Source organism: Pseudomonas sp. Larv2_ips, assembly GCF_963879675.1.
Classification (GTDB): domain Bacteria; phylum Pseudomonadota; class Gammaproteobacteria; order Pseudomonadales; family Pseudomonadaceae; genus Aquipseudomonas.
Genome location: NZ_CAWOAW010000037.1, coordinates 121440 through 137534 on the forward strand (window position 1 = coordinate 121440; position 16095 = coordinate 137534).

A 16095-nucleotide genomic window follows, 5' to 3' on the forward strand; every position below is an offset into this window, starting at 1 on the left:
CTGACAACGGGCCAACGAAGAACTTTGAACCATGGCCACTATCCACGTAGACGGCAAAGCGCTCGAAGTCGATGGGGCAGACAACCTGTTACAGGCATGTCTCTCACTAGGCCTCGACATCCCTTATTTCTGCTGGCACCCAGCCCTTGGTAGCGTTGGTGCCTGTCGCCAGTGCGCGGTCAAGCAGTACACCGACGAGAACGACACCCGTGGTCGTATCGTCATGTCCTGCATGACGCCAGCCACCGACAACACCTGGATCTCCATCGAAGATGAAGAATCCAAGGCGTTCCGCGCCAGCGTTGTCGAATGGCTGATGACCAACCACCCCCACGACTGCCCGGTCTGTGAGGAAGGCGGTCACTGCCACCTGCAAGACATGACGGTGATGACCGGCCACAACGAGCGCCGTTATCGCTTCACCAAGCGTACCCACCAGAACCAGGACCTCGGCCCGTTCATTTCCCACGAAATGAACCGCTGCATCGCCTGCTACCGTTGCGTGCGCTTCTATAAAGACTACGCCGGCGGCACCGACCTGGGCGTATTCGGCGCCCACGACAACGTGTACTTCGGTCGCGTTGAAGACGGCGTGCTCGAAAGCGAGTTCTCCGGCAACCTCACCGAGGTCTGCCCGACCGGTGTGTTCACCGACAAGACTCACTCCGAGCGCTACAACCGCAAGTGGGACATGCAGTTCTCGCCGAGCATCTGCCATGGCTGCTCCAGCGGTTGCAACATTTCCCCGGGCGAGCGTTACGGCGAACTGCGTCGCATCGAAAACCGTTTCAACGGTTCGGTCAACCAGTACTTCCTGTGCGACCGTGGCCGTTTCGGCTATGGCTACGTCAACCGCGAAGACCGCCCACGTCAGCCACTGCTGGCCGGTGGCGCCAAGCTGAGCCTGGACGACGCGCTGGATAAAGCCGCCGAGCTGCTGCGCGGCCGCAACATCGTCGGTATCGGTTCACCCCGCGCCAGCCTCGAAAGCAACTACGCGTTGCGCGAGCTGGTCGGCGCCGAGCACTTCTACTGCGGTATCGAAGCCGCTGAGCTGGAGCGCATTCGTCTGGTCCTGCAAGTGCTGAACGACAGCCCGCTGCCGGTTCCGAACATGCGTGACATCGAAGACCACGACGCGATCTTTGTGCTTGGTGAAGACCTGACCCAGACCGCCGCGCGTATCGCGCTGTCGCTGCGTCAGTCGGTCAAAGGCAAGGCCGAAGACATGGCCGACGCCATGCGCGTTCAGCCCTGGCTCGACGCTGCGGTGAAAAACATCGGTCAGCACGCGCTGAACCCACTGTTTATCGCCAGCCTGGCTGAAACCAAGCTCGACGACATCGCCGAAGAATGCGTCCACGCCGCACCGGACGACCTGGCCCGCATCGGTTTCGCCGTGGCTCACGCCCTCGACGCCAGCGCGCCTGCCGTCGAAGGCCTGGACACTGAAGCCGTCGAACTCGCCCAGCGCATCGCCGACGCCCTGCTGGCCGCCAAGCGCCCATTGATCATTGCCGGCACCTCGCTGGGTTCCAAAGCACTGATCGAAGCGGCTGCCAACATCGCCAAAGCCTTGAAGCTGCGCGACAAAAACGGTTCCATCAGCCTGGTCGTGCCGGAAGCCAACAGCCTCGGCCTGGCCATGCTCGGCGGTGAATCCCTGGACGCCGCGCTGCAAGCCGTGACCGACGGCAAAGCCGACGCCATCGTGGTACTGGAAAACGACCTGTACACCCGCACGGATTCGGCCAAGGTCGACGCCGCGCTGGAAGCGGCCAAAGTGCTGATCGTTGCCGACCACCAGAAGACCGCCACCAGCGAACGTGCCGACCTGGTGCTGCCGGCTGCCACCTTCGCCGAAGGCGACGGTACGCTGGTCAGCCAGGAAGGCCGCGCCCAGCGCTTCTTCCAGGTGTTCGATCCGAAGTACATGGACGCCAGCATCCTGGTTCACGAAGGCTGGCGCTGGCTGCATGCCCTGCGCGCGACCCTGCTGAACCAGCCGATCGACTGGACCCAGCTCGACCACGTCACCGCAGCGGCCGCCGCAAGCGCTCCGCAGCTGGCACGTATCGTTGATGCTGCACCGTCTGCCTCGTTCCGCATCAAGGGCCTGAAACTGGCCCGTGAACCGCTGCGTTACTCCGGCCGTACCGCCATGCGCGCCGACATCAGCGTGCACGAACCGCGTACCCCGCAAGACCCCGACACCGCGTTCGCCTTCTCCATGGAAGGTTACTCGGGTTCGGTCGAGCCACGTCAGCAGGTGCCGTTTGCCTGGTCGCCGGGCTGGAACTCGCCACAGGCCTGGAACAAGTTCCAGGACGAAGTCGGTGGTCACATCCGCGCTGGCGACCCGGGCACACGCCTGATCGAAAGCACCGGCGATTCGCTGAACTGGTTCACTGCCGTACCGCGTCCGTTCAACCCGGCCCAGGGCACCTGGCAGGTTGTACCGTTCTTCCACCTGTTCGGCAGCGAAGAGACCTCTTCCAAAGCCGCGCCGGTTCAAGAGCGCATCCCGGCCGCTTACGTGTCCGTGGCCAAGTCCGAAGCCGACCGCCTGGGCGTCAACGACGGTGCCCTGCTCAGCCTGAACGTCGACGGCAAGACTCTGCGTCTGCCGCTGCGCATCAATGACGAATTGGGCGCGGGTCTGGTTGCACTGCCAAAAGGCCTCGCCGGTATTCCGCCTGCGATCTTTGGCAAAACCGTTGACGGTCTGCAGGAGGCAGCGCAATGACCTGGTTCACCCCTGAAGTGATCGACGTGATCATCTCGGTCGTCAAGGCCATCGTGATCCTGTTGGCCGTGGTCGTTGCGGGCGCCCTGCTCAGCTTCGTCGAACGTCGCCTGCTGGGCTGGTGGCAGGACCGTTACGGTCCTAACCGCGTCGGCCCATTCGGCATGTTCCAGATCGCTGCCGACATGCTCAAAATGTTCTTCAAGGAAGACTGGACCCCGCCGTTTGCCGACAAGGTGATCTTCACCCTGGCACCGGTTGTGGCCATGAGCGCCTTGCTGATCGCCTTCGCCGTTATCCCGATCACCCCGACCTGGGGCGTGGCGGACCTGAACATCGGCTTGCTGTTCTTCTTCGCCATGGCCGGTCTGTCGGTCTACGCGGTGCTGTTCGCCGGTTGGTCGAGCAACAACAAGTTCGCCCTGCTGGGCAGCTTGCGGGCTTCGGCCCAGACCGTGTCCTACGAAGTGTTCATGGGCCTGGCGCTGATGGGCATCGTGGTGCAGGTCGGCTCGTTCAACATGCGCGACATCGTCGAGTACCAGGCGCAGAACCTGTGGTTCATCATTCCGCAGTTCTTTGGCTTCTGTACCTTCTTCATCGCTGGCGTCGCCGTGACTCACCGTCACCCGTTCGACCAGCCGGAAGCGGAACAGGAACTGGCCGACGGTTACCACATTGAATACGCCGGCATGAAGTGGGGCATGTTCTTCGTCGGTGAATACATCGGCATCATCTTGATCTCGGCATTGCTGGTCACGCTGTTCTTCGGCGGCTGGCACGGCCCGTTCAACATCCTGCCGCAACTGGCGTTCTTCTGGTTCTTCTTGAAGACGGCGTTCTTCATCATGCTGTTCATCCTGCTGCGCGCTTCTATTCCGCGCCCACGCTATGACCAGGTGATGGATTTCAGCTGGAGATTCTGCCTGCCGCTGACCCTGATCAATTTGCTGGTGACGGCTGCTGTTGTGTTGTTGAACACGCCAGCCGGCGCGGTTCAGTGAGGATTTGACCCATGTTCAAATATATTGGCGACATCGTTAAGGGTACCGGTACCCAGTTGCGAAGCCTGGTGATGGTTTTCGGTCACGGCTTTCGCAAACGCGACACCCTGCAATACCCGGAAGAAGCGGTGTACCTGCCGCCGCGCTATCGCGGCCGTATCGTGCTGACCCGCGACCCCGATGGCGAAGAACGTTGCGTAGCCTGCAACCTGTGCGCCGTGGCGTGCCCGGTAGGTTGCATCTCCCTGCAGAAAGCTGAAACCGAAGACGGTCGCTGGTACCCGGACTTCTTCCGCATCAACTTCTCGCGCTGCATTTTCTGCGGCCTCTGCGAGGAAGCTTGCCCGACCACCGCGATCCAGCTGACACCGGATTTCGAGATGGCCGAGTTCAAACGTCAGGACCTGGTGTACGAGAAAGAAGATCTGCTGATCTCTGGTCCCGGTAAAAACCCTGATTACAACTTCTATCGTGTTGCAGGTATGGCCGTTGCCGGTAAGCCGAAGGGCGCCGCACAAAACGAAGCCGAGCCGATCAACGTGAAGAGCTTGCTGCCTTAAGGAAGAAAGATGGAATTCGCTTTCTATTTCGCGTCGGGTATTGCAGTGGTGTCCACGCTTCGCGTGATCACCAACACCAACCCCGTGCACGCCCTGCTCTACCTGATCATTTCGCTGATCGCCGTGGCCATGACCTTCTTCAGCCTCGGCGCACCGTTCGCCGGTGTCCTGGAAGTGATCGCCTACGCCGGCGCCATCATGGTGCTGTTCGTGTTTGTGGTGATGATGCTCAACCTGGGGCCGGCTTCGGTCGCCCAGGAACGCGTCTGGCTCAAGCCCGGCATCTGGCTCGGCCCGGTTGTCCTCGCAGCGTTGCTGCTGGGTGAACTGCTGTATGTCTTGTTCGCTCACCAGAGCGGCCAGGCCATCGGCCACACCACCGTAGACGCCAAAGCCGTAGGCGTCAGCCTGTTCGGCCCGTACCTGCTGGTGGTCGAACTGGCTTCGATGCTGCTGCTCGCTGCAGCCATCACCGCCTTCCACTTGGGCCGCAACGAAGCCAAGGAGCAATGACGATGCCTGCTATCCCTTTGGAGCATGGTCTGGCGGTCGCCGGCATCCTGTTCTGCCTTGGCCTGGTCGGCCTGATGGTTCGCCGTAACATTTTGTTCGTGTTGATGAGCCTGGAAATCATGATGAACGCTGCGGCACTGGCCTTCATCGTGGCAGGTAGCCGTTGGGGCCAGCCGGATGGACAAGTGATGTTCATTCTGGTGATCAGCCTGGCAGCCGCCGAGGCCAGTATTGGCCTGGCGATCCTGCTGCAACTGTATCGTCGCTTCCACACGCTTGATATCGACGCTGCCAGTGAGATGCGCGGATGAACATGATCTTTCTGACTTTCGTATTTCCCCTGATCGGTTTCCTGCTGCTGTCGTTCTCCCGTGGACGCTGGTCGGAAAACCTGTCTGCCCTGATCGGTGTGGGTTCCATTGGCCTGTCGGCGATTGTCGCTGCCTACGTCATCTGGCAATTCAACGTCGCACCGCCCGAAGGCGGCCACTACACCCTGGTGCTGTGGCAGTGGATGTCGGTGGACGGCTTCAAGCCCAACTTCGCCCTCTACGTCGACGGCCTGTCGATCACCATGCTCGGCGTGGTGGTCGGTGTGGGCTTCCTCATCCACCTGTTCGCGTCCTGGTACATGCGCGGTGAAGCGGGCTACTCGCGCTTCTTCTCGTACACCAACCTGTTTATCGCCAGCATGCTGTTTCTGGTGCTGGGCGATAACCTGTTGTTCCTGTACTTCGGCTGGGAAGGCGTGGGCCTGTGCTCGTACCTGTTGATCGGTTTCTACTACAGCAACCGCAACAACGGTAACGCGGCACTCAAGGCGTTCATCGTTACCCGCATCGGCGACGTGTTCATGGCCATCGGCCTGTTCATCCTGTTCCAACAAGTGGGCACGTTGAACATCCAGGAACTGCTGGTGCTGGCGCCGCAGAAATTCCAGGTCGGTGACTTCTGGATCACCCTGGCTACCCTGATGCTGCTGGGCGGCGCGGTCGGTAAATCTGCGCAACTGCCACTGCAAACCTGGCTGGCGGATGCGATGGCCGGCCCTACTCCCGTTTCCGCACTGATTCACGCGGCAACCATGGTAACCGCCGGTGTCTACCTGATCGCGCGTACCCATGGCCTGTTCACCCTGGCGCCGGAAATCCTGCACCTGGTGGGCCTGGTCGGCGGCGTGACGCTGGTACTGGCCGGCTTTGCCGCGCTGGTGCAGACCGACATCAAGCGTATCCTCGCCTACTCGACCATGAGCCAGATCGGCTACATGTTCCTGGCCCTGGGCGTCGGCGCCTGGGACGCGGCGATCTTCCACCTGATGACCCACGCCTTCTTCAAGGCGCTGCTGTTCCTTGCCTCCGGTGCGGTGATCGTTGCCTGCCACCACGAGCAGAACATCTTCAAGATGGGTGGCCTGTGGAAGAAACTGCCGTTGGCCTACGCCAGCTTCATCGTCGGCGGTGCCGCTCTGGCGGCCCTGCCGTTGGTGACCGCAGGTTTCTACTCCAAAGACGAAATCCTCTGGGAAGCCTTTGCCAGCGGTAACCAGAACCTGCTGTACGCAGGCCTGGTGGGTGCCTTCATGACCTCGCTGTACACCTTCCGCCTGATCTTCATCACCTTCCACGGTGAAGCCAAGACCGAAGCACACGCAGGCCACGGCATCTCCCACTGGTTGCCACTGTCGGTGCTGATCATCCTGTCGACCTTCATCGGCGCCATGATCACCCCGCCACTGGCCGGCGTACTGCCGGAAAGCGCTGGCCATGCCGGCGGCGCTGCCAAGCACAGCCTGGAAATCGCCTCGGGCGCCATCGCCATCGCCGGTATCCTGCTGGCGGCACTGCTGTTCCTGGGCAAGCGTCGCTTCGTGACGGCGGTTGCCAACAGCGGCATTGGCCGTTTCCTGTCGGCCTGGTGGTTCGCCGCCTGGGGCTTCGATTGGATCTACGACAAGCTGTTCGTCAAGCCATACCTTGCTATCAGCCACATTCTGCGCAAAGACCCGCTCGACCAGACCATCGGTTTGATCCCGCGTGCTGCCAAGGCCGGTCACACCGCCCTGAGCCGCAGCGAGACTGGCCAGCTGCGTTGGTATGCAGCTTCCATGGCCGTCGGTGCCGTGCTGGTGATCGGCGCCATCGTTGTGGTAGCGGTCTGACTATGAACATTGCGTACTTTGCGAACTTGCGAAAGGAAACGAGCCCGTCATGATTCTGCCCTGGCTAATCCTGATCCCCTTTATCGGCGGCCTGCTCTGCTGGATGGGTGAACGCTTCGGCGCCACCCTCCCCCGCTGGATTGCGTTGCTGACCATGTCCCTGGAACTCGCACTCGGCCTTTGGCTGTGGGCGCATGGCGACTATTCATTTGCTCCGGCACCGGGCGTCGATCCCACCTTCGCGCTTGAATTCAAGCACGTGTGGATCCAGCGCTTCGGCATCAACGTGCACCTGGCCCTCGACGGCCTGTCGCTGTTGATGATCCTGCTGACCGGCCTGCTGGGTATCCTCTCGGTACTCTGCTCCTGGAAAGAGATTCAGCGTCACGTGGGCTTCTTCCACCTGAACCTGATGTGGATTCTGGGCGGCGTTGTCGGCGTGTTCCTGGCGCTGGACCTGTTCATGTTCTTCTTCTTCTGGGAAATGATGCTGGTGCCGATGTACTTCCTCATCGCGCTCTGGGGTCACAGTTCTTCGGACGGCAAGAAAACCCGGATCTACGCGGCGACCAAGTTCTTCATCTTCACCCAGGCTTCCGGCCTGATCATGTTGGTGGCGATCCTGGGTCTGGTACTGGTCAACTTCAACAACACCGGCGTGATTACCTTCAACTACGCCGACCTGTTGAAAACCAAGATGTCGCTGACCACCGAGTACATCCTGATGCTGGGCTTCTTCATCGCGTTCGCGGTGAAGCTGCCGGTGGTGCCGTTCCACTCCTGGTTGCCTGACGCTCACGCCCAGGCGCCGACCGCAGGTTCCGTGGACCTGGCCGGTATTCTGCTGAAAACCGCTGCGTACGGCCTGCTGCGTTTCGCCCTGCCGCTGTTCCCGAATGCCTCGGCCGAGTTTGCGCCGATCGCCATGACCCTGGGTCTGATCGGGATCTTCTACGGTGCGTTCCTGGCCTTTGCGCAAACCGACATCAAGCGTCTGATTGCCTTCTCGTCCGTTTCCCACATGGGCTTCGTACTGATCGGCATCTACTCCGGCAGCCAACTGGCGCTGCAAGGCGCTGTGATCCAGATGTTGGCCCACGGTGTTTCGGCCGCAGCCCTCTTTATCCTGAGTGGTCAGCTGTACGAGCGCCTGCACACCCGTGACATGCGTGAAATGGGTGGCGTGTGGTCGCGCATCGCCTACCTGCCGGCGATCAGCCTGTTCTTTGCCGCCGCGTCCCTGGGCTTGCCGGGCACCGGTAACTTCATCGGCGAGTTCCTGATCCTGATGGGTTCGTTCGTGCACACGCCGTGGATCAGCGCCATCGCTACCTCCGGCCTGGTATTCGGTTCGGTCTACTCGCTGATCATGATTCACCGTGCGTACTTCGGTCCGGCCAAGTCCGACACCGTGCTGCACGGGATGGATGCTCGCGAACTGATCATGGTGCTCGGCCTTGCGGTGCTGCTGATCTACATCGGCGTGTACCCGCAACCGTTCCTGGACACTTCTGCCGCGACGATGCATGGCGTGCAGCAGTGGTTCGGCACCGCCTTCACTCAACTCGCTTCGGCACGGTAAGAGCGCTATGGAATTCACGATCCAACACTTTATCGCGCTTGCGCCGCTGCTGATCACCAGCCTCACCATTGTGGTGGTGATGCTGGCGATCGCCTGGCGCCGCAATCATTCGCAAACGTTCCTGCTGTCCTGTGCCGGTTTGAACCTGGCCCTGCTGTCGATTATCCCGGCACTCAAGGTTGCGCCACTGGCGGTCACCCCGCTGATGATGATCGATGACTTCGCGCTGCTGTACATCGCGTTGATCCTGGTCGCCACCCTGGCCTGCGTCACCCTCGCCCACGCCTACCTCGGCGAAGGCGGCACGGGCTACCCGGGCAACAAGGAAGAGCTGTACCTGCTGATCCTGCTGGCTGCGGCCGGTGGCATCGTGCTGGTCAGCGCACAGCACCTGGCTGGCTTGTTCATCGGCCTGGAACTGCTGTCGATCCCGACTTACGGCCTGGTGGCCTACGCCTTCTTCAACAAACGCTCCCTGGAAGCCGGCATCAAGTACATGGTGCTGTCGGCCGCCGGTTCCGCGTTCCTGTTGTTCGGTATGGCCCTGCTTTATGCAGAAGCCGGCAGCCTGAGCTTCACCGGTATCGGTCACGCCCTGGCCACCACCAGCATGCCTGCGCCGATTGCCCAATTGGGCCTGGCGATGATGCTGATCGGCTTGGCGTTCAAGCTGTCCTTGGTGCCTTTCCACCTGTGGACCCCGGACGTGTACGAAGGCGCCCCGGCGCCGGTGGCTGCGTTCCTGGCCACGGCCTCCAAGGTTGCGGTGTTTGCGGTGATGGTGCGTCTGTTCCAGATCTCGCCTGCTGCCAATACCGGCGTGCTGAGCAACGTGCTGACCGTGATCGCCATTGCGTCGATCCTGTTCGGTAACCTGCTGGCATTGACGCAGAACAACCTCAAGCGTCTGCTCGGTTATTCGTCCATCGCCCACTTCGGCTACCTGCTGATCGCCCTGGTGGCGAGCAAAGGCCTGGCCGTGGAAGCCATGGGCGTGTACCTGGTCACCTACGTGATCACCAGCCTCGGCGCGTTCGGCGTGATCACGCTGATGTCCTCGCCGTTCAAAGGCCGTGACGCCGACGCCCTGTACGAATACCGCGGCCTGTTCTGGCGCCGTCCGTACCTGACCGCCGTGCTCACGGTGATGATGCTGTCGCTGGCCGGTATCCCGCTGACCGCAGGCTTTATCGGTAAGTTCTACATCGTTGCTACGGGTGTTGAGGCGCACGAATGGTGGTTGGTTGCGTCCCTGGTACTGGGCAGCGCCATCGGCGTGTTCTACTACCTGCGTGTGATGGTCACCCTGTACTTGATCGAGCCAAACCTGCGCCGTGTGGACGCCGAGCTGCACTGGGAACAGAAAGCCGGTGGCGTGATGCTGCTGGCGATCGCCCTGCTCGCCTTCTTCCTGGGTGTGTACCCACAACCGTTGCTCACCCTGGTGCAGCACGCGGTACTGGGCGTTTGATTGCTTAGGTCTATGCAGTAAACAGAACGGCGCCTTCGGGCGCCGTTTTACGTTTTGGGGGAATGTGTTGGGCGAGGTGTCTGGAGTTTTTGGTACATATCCGTTATTTGGGTTGGGGCTGGTATGGGTTCCGCCCTTACGGCGGGTCACTTTGGAAAAGCCCCAAAGTAACCAAAGGGCTCTTGCCCCACCACTCGGCACCTCGCCTGGGCTCGGTGTGCCCTCACTCCGGCTTGAATCCGTGGGCCGCCGTGACGGGCCATCCATGGCCCAACACGGCTAACCCGGCGTCCTGCCGGGTTACCCACGGATTCAAGCCTGCGTTCGGCCAGCGTGGTTTAACGGGGCGCCTAAGATCAAAGTCAAAAGCAGATCAAGATCAAAAGCAGAGCACGGCGGCCTGGTAGCCGACCTGAGTGGTTGGATCAAAAGCAAAGCCGAGGCGGCCTGACAGCCGACCTGATCTTGGAAGCTGAACTCAATCAAATGTGGGAGCTGGCTTGCCTGCGATGGCAACAACTCGGTGTACCTGATGTACCGAGTGGCCTGCATCGCAGGCAAGCCAGCTCCCACAGAAAAACAGAGCACAGCCGTTTGGCGGCTGTACCCAGTTGGAGTGGTTGGATCAAAAGCACAGCCAAGGCGGCCTGACAGCCGGCCTGATCCCGAGAGCTGAACTCAATCAAAGGTGGGAGCTGGCTTGCCTGCGATGGCATCAACTCGGTGTTCCTGATGGACCGAGTTGTCTGCATCGCAGGCAAGCCAGCTCCCACAGAAAAACAGAACACAGCCGTTTGGCGGCTGTACCCAGTTGGAGTGGTTGGATCAAAAGCACAGCCAAGGCGGCCTGACAGCCGGCCTGATCCCGAGAGCTGAACTCAATCAAAGGTGGGAGCTGGCTTGCCTGCGATGGCATCAACTCGGTGTACCTGATGGACCGAGTTGTCTACATCGCAGGCAAGCCAGCTCCCACAGAAAAACAGAGCACAGCCGTTTGGCGGCTGTACCCAGTTGGAGGGGTTAGATCAAAAGCACAGCCAAGGCGGCCTGGCAGCCGACCTGATTCTGGAGGCTGAACTCAATCAAAAGTGGGAGCTGGCTTGCCTGCGATGGCATCAACTCGGTGTACCTGATGTACCGAGTTGCCTGCACCGCAGGCAAGCCAGCTCCCACAGAAAAACAGTGCACAGCCGTTTGGCGGCTGTACCCAGTTGGTGTGGTTAGATCAAAAGCACAGCCAAGGCGGCCTGGCAGCCGACCTGATCCCGAGAGCTGAACCCAATCAAATGTGGGAGCTGGCTTGCCTGCGATAGCATCAACTCGGTGTACCTGATGTACCGAGTGGCCTGCATCGCAGGCAAGCCAGCTCCCACAGAAAAACAGAGCACAACCGTCTGGCGGCTGTACCCAGTTGGAGTGGTTGGATCAAAAGCAAGGCCAAGGCGGCCTGGCAGCCGAACTGATGCTGGAGGCTGAACTCGGTTGAATTGTGGGAGCGGGCTTGCTCGCGAATGCGTTGGATCAGTGACACATGAGCTGGCAGACACAGCGCCTTCGCGAGCAAGCCCGCTCCCACATTTGGATTTCAGTACATCAGGTAGATGGGCTTTTTCCCTGCTGTTACTTCTATCCCCCCCAAGTCGGCTACTAGGCCGCTGTGCTCTTGCGCCCCCTGGAGCACTGGGAGCAAGGCCCGAGCCAGGCCGAATGCCCAGGCCGCTGCCTTGATTCGCCTGGTGGCACGGTTTCCGGAAACAGTGGCGCAGCTCGCTGCGCTAAGCTGATAAATCAAGCCCCGACAGGTCCGGGGCTATTGGCGGGTGTCTAGCGGCCGCCGAGCATCTCGGCAAAGGTCTCACTGCCCGGCAACCCCTCGCCCACCCACACCGACGGCGCCACGCGCGGTGAGCCCTCGGTCCAGAACAGCGAGTGGCCCGCGAGGGCCAACGGGTCAATCCACGCATTCAGTTGCGGCATGCCATCGCCGATACGCTGCGGGTCGGGCAGGTCCAGCCAGCGTGGAGCAGCAACAACCGTGCTGGCATGACGCGCTGGCGCCCAGCGCCCGGGTGACGGCATCGCCACCATGGCCTCATCGAACACTTCGAGGGAAAACGTCTCGCTCAATGCCGACAACGCCAGCCGCTCCAACCGGCCATACCACAGCGCATCCTGCTCCAGGCGCATCAACAACGGCGCATCGTCCCCGGCGCAGGCGAGGGTCAACGGAAAATAACGCCCCACCCTGTCCACGCTCGGGATCATCACGCCCGCCCAGCCTTGCTCACCGCACACGCCTGCCGCCAGCGCAAAGCGCCAGATCGGGCTGCACAGATAGGCCTCCAGCCACTGTGCCCCCAGGCGCTCCCGACTGCATTGCAAACCGCCCTGCAACCACGCATCCCAACGGTTCAAGAACACGGCAGGCAACCGGCGACTGACAAAATCCCCATGGCTGACGACCTTGCCGAAAAATCCATTCATGGCTGATCCCTAAAAGCTGCCGGGGCAATGGAAAGACTCCAGGCCATCACGGCGGAACGGATTGATCACACTGCTGGCGCGCAACAGGTACACCACCCGATGGCCCTCCACAGTGAACGTCAGTTGCAGCTGCTCGCCCTGGGCGCTGACCACGGCCTTGTCCATCATCCGCAGCCAACCCCAAGGGCCATCGCTGCGCAAGGGGCTGACCAACGCGGGAGTGGCGTCCAGACGCACCAGGCCGCCGGATTTGCCGCTGGGTAACGAGAGGCTGGTGAAGTCGGCCACACTGCCCGCCTCGTACACCACCGGCTGGCCATCGATGTCCAGATTGACCTTGGTCAGCCCAGGGTCGGCACTCAGGGGTTTCAGGTCAAAGCGCATCGATGGCTGACGTGCGCCGGCCACGAAGAACATATCCCGCAGTTTGGCGCCACGCTGGAACTGGTTAAGCACATCCTGGGAAATATTCAGCGGCGTCACACCGCTGGAGCGCCAGCGCCATGGGTTGCCGCTCATGTCGACATAGGCCGCAAGGTTCTTGCTGAAAAAGTCGTCCATCAAGCCGCCCGGACCGAAGAACTTGCCGAAGTCGTCGGCAGTGGCGTCGCGACCAGAACTGCGCACCAGCGGGTAACGTCCGTCAATCGCAGCCCGGCAGAACGGTGCGCCGGAGGCCTCCCACAGCGCATTCAGCCGCGCCTTTTCATTGCCCAGCGTCAACGCCGTACCGCCCGATTCCACATCCCGCAGCAGCGCCGACAGCGGCGCTGGCAAGGTATCGCCGGAGCGCTTCAGGCGCGCCAGCACTTCGTTGGACGGTGCCGGCGCGGCGCTGCGACGGGCCGCGTCAGCACTGTCGAAAAACTGCCCGGCGTCCTTCAAGGAGGCCAGTACCTCATCCAGCGGTTGCGGCCCGGTGCCCGTGCCCACCAGGCGATGCAACGCTGCGAAATGCTGGTCCACCGGGTTGGCCTGGGCATCCACGGGCGCCGCGGGGCTGTCGCCGCCCAAGGCCGATTGCAACCTCTGGGTGGCGGCGGCGATTTTGTCACGCACGCGTTGGTCGGTGTCTTGGCTGGTTGCCGGGGTCAGGGCACCGTCCAGGGTGGTCTCCCTGGACACGGCCTGCAGCAAGGCCCGCAACGGTGAATCACTGGCAGCCAGCACCGTGGTCACCAGCGAGGCCTGGCCCAGGCTGGTCAACGGCGACAGGTGCACATCGGCAAGAAACGTATCCCACTGGCGAATGTAGTCGGCGTAATACAGCTCCAGCACCGCTGCCTGCATCGCCGGGTTGCCACCGGCGATCTGCGCCGACTCCTGGCGGTCCAGCACCCAGCTGTCCTTGGCCATGTCAGTCACGGCCTGTGGCGTTTTGTCGGTCAGCTCACGGTATCCGGCGAGGCGGTACACGCCAATGACCCCACGGGACAGCGGCTCGCCACTGGCACGGGTAAACAGCGACGACACGTCCCGCCCCACCGCACTGTTGACGCTCAACTCCGGCAAATGCTGCTGTTCGACAAGGCGCTTGACCCGGTTATAGATGCGCTGAGACAACGGCATGCTGGCCAGCGCCAGGCGCACTTTGGCGATCAACGCGCTGTCCAGTGGCACCGGCTCGGCCTCATCGTCGGCCTCCAACAACGCCGACACATGCTCCGACAACTGCTGCAGTTGCGCCGGTGTCGCCTGGGGCAGCTCACGGCGCCAATCCACATCGACCCACGCCTGCACCGACGCGGCGTCGAAGTATTGCCGCTCGCCAAGCATCAAGTAGGCGCGCAGGGTTTCGTACAAAAACTCCTGATTGCTCGCGTCGCCACGGCGCAGGGCGTTTTCCATATTGGCGACGATGTGCGGCATAAGCGTGCTGCGAAGCAGGCGGCGATACAGGGTTACCGCACCAGCGCCGAGTTTGTTGCCCTGATACAGGCCCATGCGGCTGAGCAACGGCACGCTGTTATCGCCATCGCTATAGCCGCTGGGCAATGCGCGTGCGGCATTGAGCAAGGGCAACGTCACCAGCACATCGCCTTCAGTGGGCAGCGCCTTGGCCAACTGCGCGACCTGGGCGGCGGCACTCGACGCGTCGGCGATCAGTTGCAGGTTGCGGTTGTAACTGATGGTCATCGCCGCCAGCAGCAGCACGAACACGGCTACTGCGGCTATCCGCCCAGCCCTTGCGAGCAGTTGGCGCCGGCGTTGCTCTTGATGATTGACCCCGGCCAGTCCGGCTTCCTTGAAGATCACCTCGCGCAACAAACGGGTAATGAAGTAACTGCGCCCACTGGCGACATTCGGCGCCAGGACCTTGCGGCCCAGGCCGAACGAGGCAGCCAGCGAGGTCAACACCCGGTCAATCGGGCTGCCTTCCTGGGTGCCGCTGGTGAAATACACGCCGCGCAACAGCGCGGGCTCCTGATAACGGTTGGCTTCAAACACGGTGTTGAGAAAGCGCGTCAGGCCATCGCCAAGGCTGGCGAACTGCTGCGGGAAACTGTAGAGCAAGGCGCGGCGCGACAGGTCGCGCTCTTGCTGCAAGCGTTCCAGCACACGCCGTTGCAACTGGCGCTCCAGCGCATCGAACTCGCTTGGGAAAGACGCCAAGCCGCTGTCCGGCTGCGCCGGTTGTGGCAGCGCGAATGTCACGCCCCACACCTGCGCGCGCTCATCGCGGCCAAAGGTCTCGAAAAACTCCGAAAACCCGGCCAGCAAGTCGCACTTGGTGATGATCACATACACCGGAAACCGCAAGCCCAAACGCTCATACAGCTCGGTGATGCGCGTGCGGATCGCCACGGCCTGGGCCTGGCGCTGGGCGTCGGTCTGTTGCAGCAAATCGCTGACACTCAAGGCCACGATCACACCGTTGACCGGGCGCTGGCGGCGGTATTTTTTCAGCAGGTCAAGAAAGCCGCCCCACGCCGCCTTGTCGACTTCGCTGTAACTGTCCTGAGTGGTGTAGCGCCCGGCGGTATCCAGCAGCACCGCCTCATCGGTGAACCACCAATCGCAATGGCGCGTGCCGCCAACGCCGCCGATGGCGCCGGAGCCCATCGCCTCACGCAGCGGGAACTGCAGGCCGGAATGGGTCAGCGCAGTGGTTTTGCCACTGCCCGGTGCGCCGACGAACATGTACCACGGCAGCTGATACAGGTACTGCCCGCTCATCTTCCAGCCGGGGTTGGCCTTGCGCAGCACCGCCATGGCCGAACGCATGCGCTCGCCCAGTTCGGCCACTTCGGCCTGGGTTTCACGCACACCGGGCGCCACCACCGGCGCCTCGGCCACACCCGCCATCAAGCCACGGTTGGCGCGCCACGCCCGCCACAGGCGCCAGGCAAAATAGCCGGCCCATATCAGCACAAACAGCGCGATCAAGGCCCAACGCCGTGACTCCGGCGCCAGCGGTTCGCTGCCGTTGAACGCCAGCAACGGGCCTTCATACCACACCAGCAACGACAGCAACGCCACGCCGATCAGCGACAGCAACCACGGTTTGAGCAGCCACAGGATGAAGCGCTCCACCGGGGACCATAACAACGAAAAAAGCGTAGAGAAGTTCATG

Annotated in this window: 10 protein-coding genes and 1 pseudogene; 9 read left to right on the forward strand and 2 right to left on the reverse strand. The window is 61.9% G+C overall.

All coding sequences use genetic code 11. From position 1 onward, the window contains the following. The first annotated feature begins 31 nt into the window (after positions 1-31). The 9 genes and pseudogenes from nuoG to AACV02_RS29180 form a co-directional block, all read left to right on the forward strand. Positions 32-2746 carry an NADH-quinone oxidoreductase subunit NuoG gene (nuoG, locus tag AACV02_RS29140; protein ID WP_119736276.1) on the forward strand — a complete coding sequence of 905 codons (2715 nt, stop codon included), beginning with the start codon at positions 32-34 and terminating at the stop codon, positions 2744-2746. After that, positions 2743-3750 (forward strand): NADH-quinone oxidoreductase subunit NuoH, encoded by a 1008-nt coding sequence (gene nuoH, locus AACV02_RS29145; protein WP_053256843.1) that lies wholly within the window; start codon positions 2743-2745, stop codon positions 3748-3750. Before nuoG ends, nuoH begins: the two co-directional genes overlap by 4 nt. Before the next feature lie 11 nt (positions 3751-3761). Continuing rightward, positions 3762-4310, forward strand: coding sequence for an NADH-quinone oxidoreductase subunit NuoI (gene nuoI / locus AACV02_RS29150; RefSeq protein ID WP_003174725.1), 549 nt, complete (start codon positions 3762-3764; stop codon positions 4308-4310). Positions 4311-4319: 9 nt separating this feature from the next. Beyond that, entirely contained in the window at positions 4320-4823 is a 504-nt protein-coding gene (nuoJ, locus tag AACV02_RS29155) for an NADH-quinone oxidoreductase subunit J (protein WP_017527176.1), read from the forward strand. Positions 4824-4825: 2 nt separating this feature from the next. Then, the gene (gene nuoK, locus AACV02_RS29160) at positions 4826-5134 is read left to right on the forward strand and encodes an NADH-quinone oxidoreductase subunit NuoK (protein ID WP_003219560.1); all 309 of its coding nucleotides are present in this window, start codon (positions 4826-4828) and stop codon (positions 5132-5134) included. Continuing rightward, positions 5131-6984, forward strand: coding sequence for an NADH-quinone oxidoreductase subunit L (nuoL, locus tag AACV02_RS29165; RefSeq protein ID WP_119736278.1), 1854 nt, complete (start codon positions 5131-5133; stop codon positions 6982-6984). The genes nuoK and nuoL overlap by 4 nt, the downstream gene beginning before the upstream one ends. A gap of 49 nt (positions 6985-7033) precedes the next feature. After that, positions 7034-8566, forward strand: a complete 1533-nt coding sequence (gene nuoM, locus AACV02_RS29170) for an NADH-quinone oxidoreductase subunit M (protein WP_106579875.1) — start codon at positions 7034-7036, stop codon at positions 8564-8566. A gap of 7 nt (positions 8567-8573) precedes the next feature. Then, complete coding sequence (gene nuoN / locus AACV02_RS29175) at positions 8574-10037, forward strand: NADH-quinone oxidoreductase subunit NuoN (RefSeq protein ID WP_106579876.1); 1464 nt, start codon at positions 8574-8576, stop codon at positions 10035-10037. 1666 nt (positions 10038-11703) lie between these two features. Further along, positions 11704-11821 (forward strand): annotated as a pseudogene (locus AACV02_RS29180) (transcriptional regulator); the annotation flags it as partial. Positions 11822-11861: 40 nt separating this feature from the next. Here the strand turns inward: AACV02_RS29180 and tagF are convergent. Continuing rightward, positions 11862-12521 (reverse strand): type VI secretion system-associated protein TagF, encoded by a 660-nt coding sequence (gene tagF / locus AACV02_RS29185; protein WP_119736285.1) that lies wholly within the window; start codon positions 12519-12521, stop codon positions 11862-11864. Positions 12522-12530: 9 nt separating this feature from the next. Further along, positions 12531-16094, reverse strand: a complete 3564-nt coding sequence (gene tssM / locus AACV02_RS29190; RefSeq protein ID WP_119736287.1) for a type VI secretion system membrane subunit TssM — start codon at positions 16092-16094, stop codon at positions 12531-12533. Position 16095 lies beyond the last annotated feature (1 nt).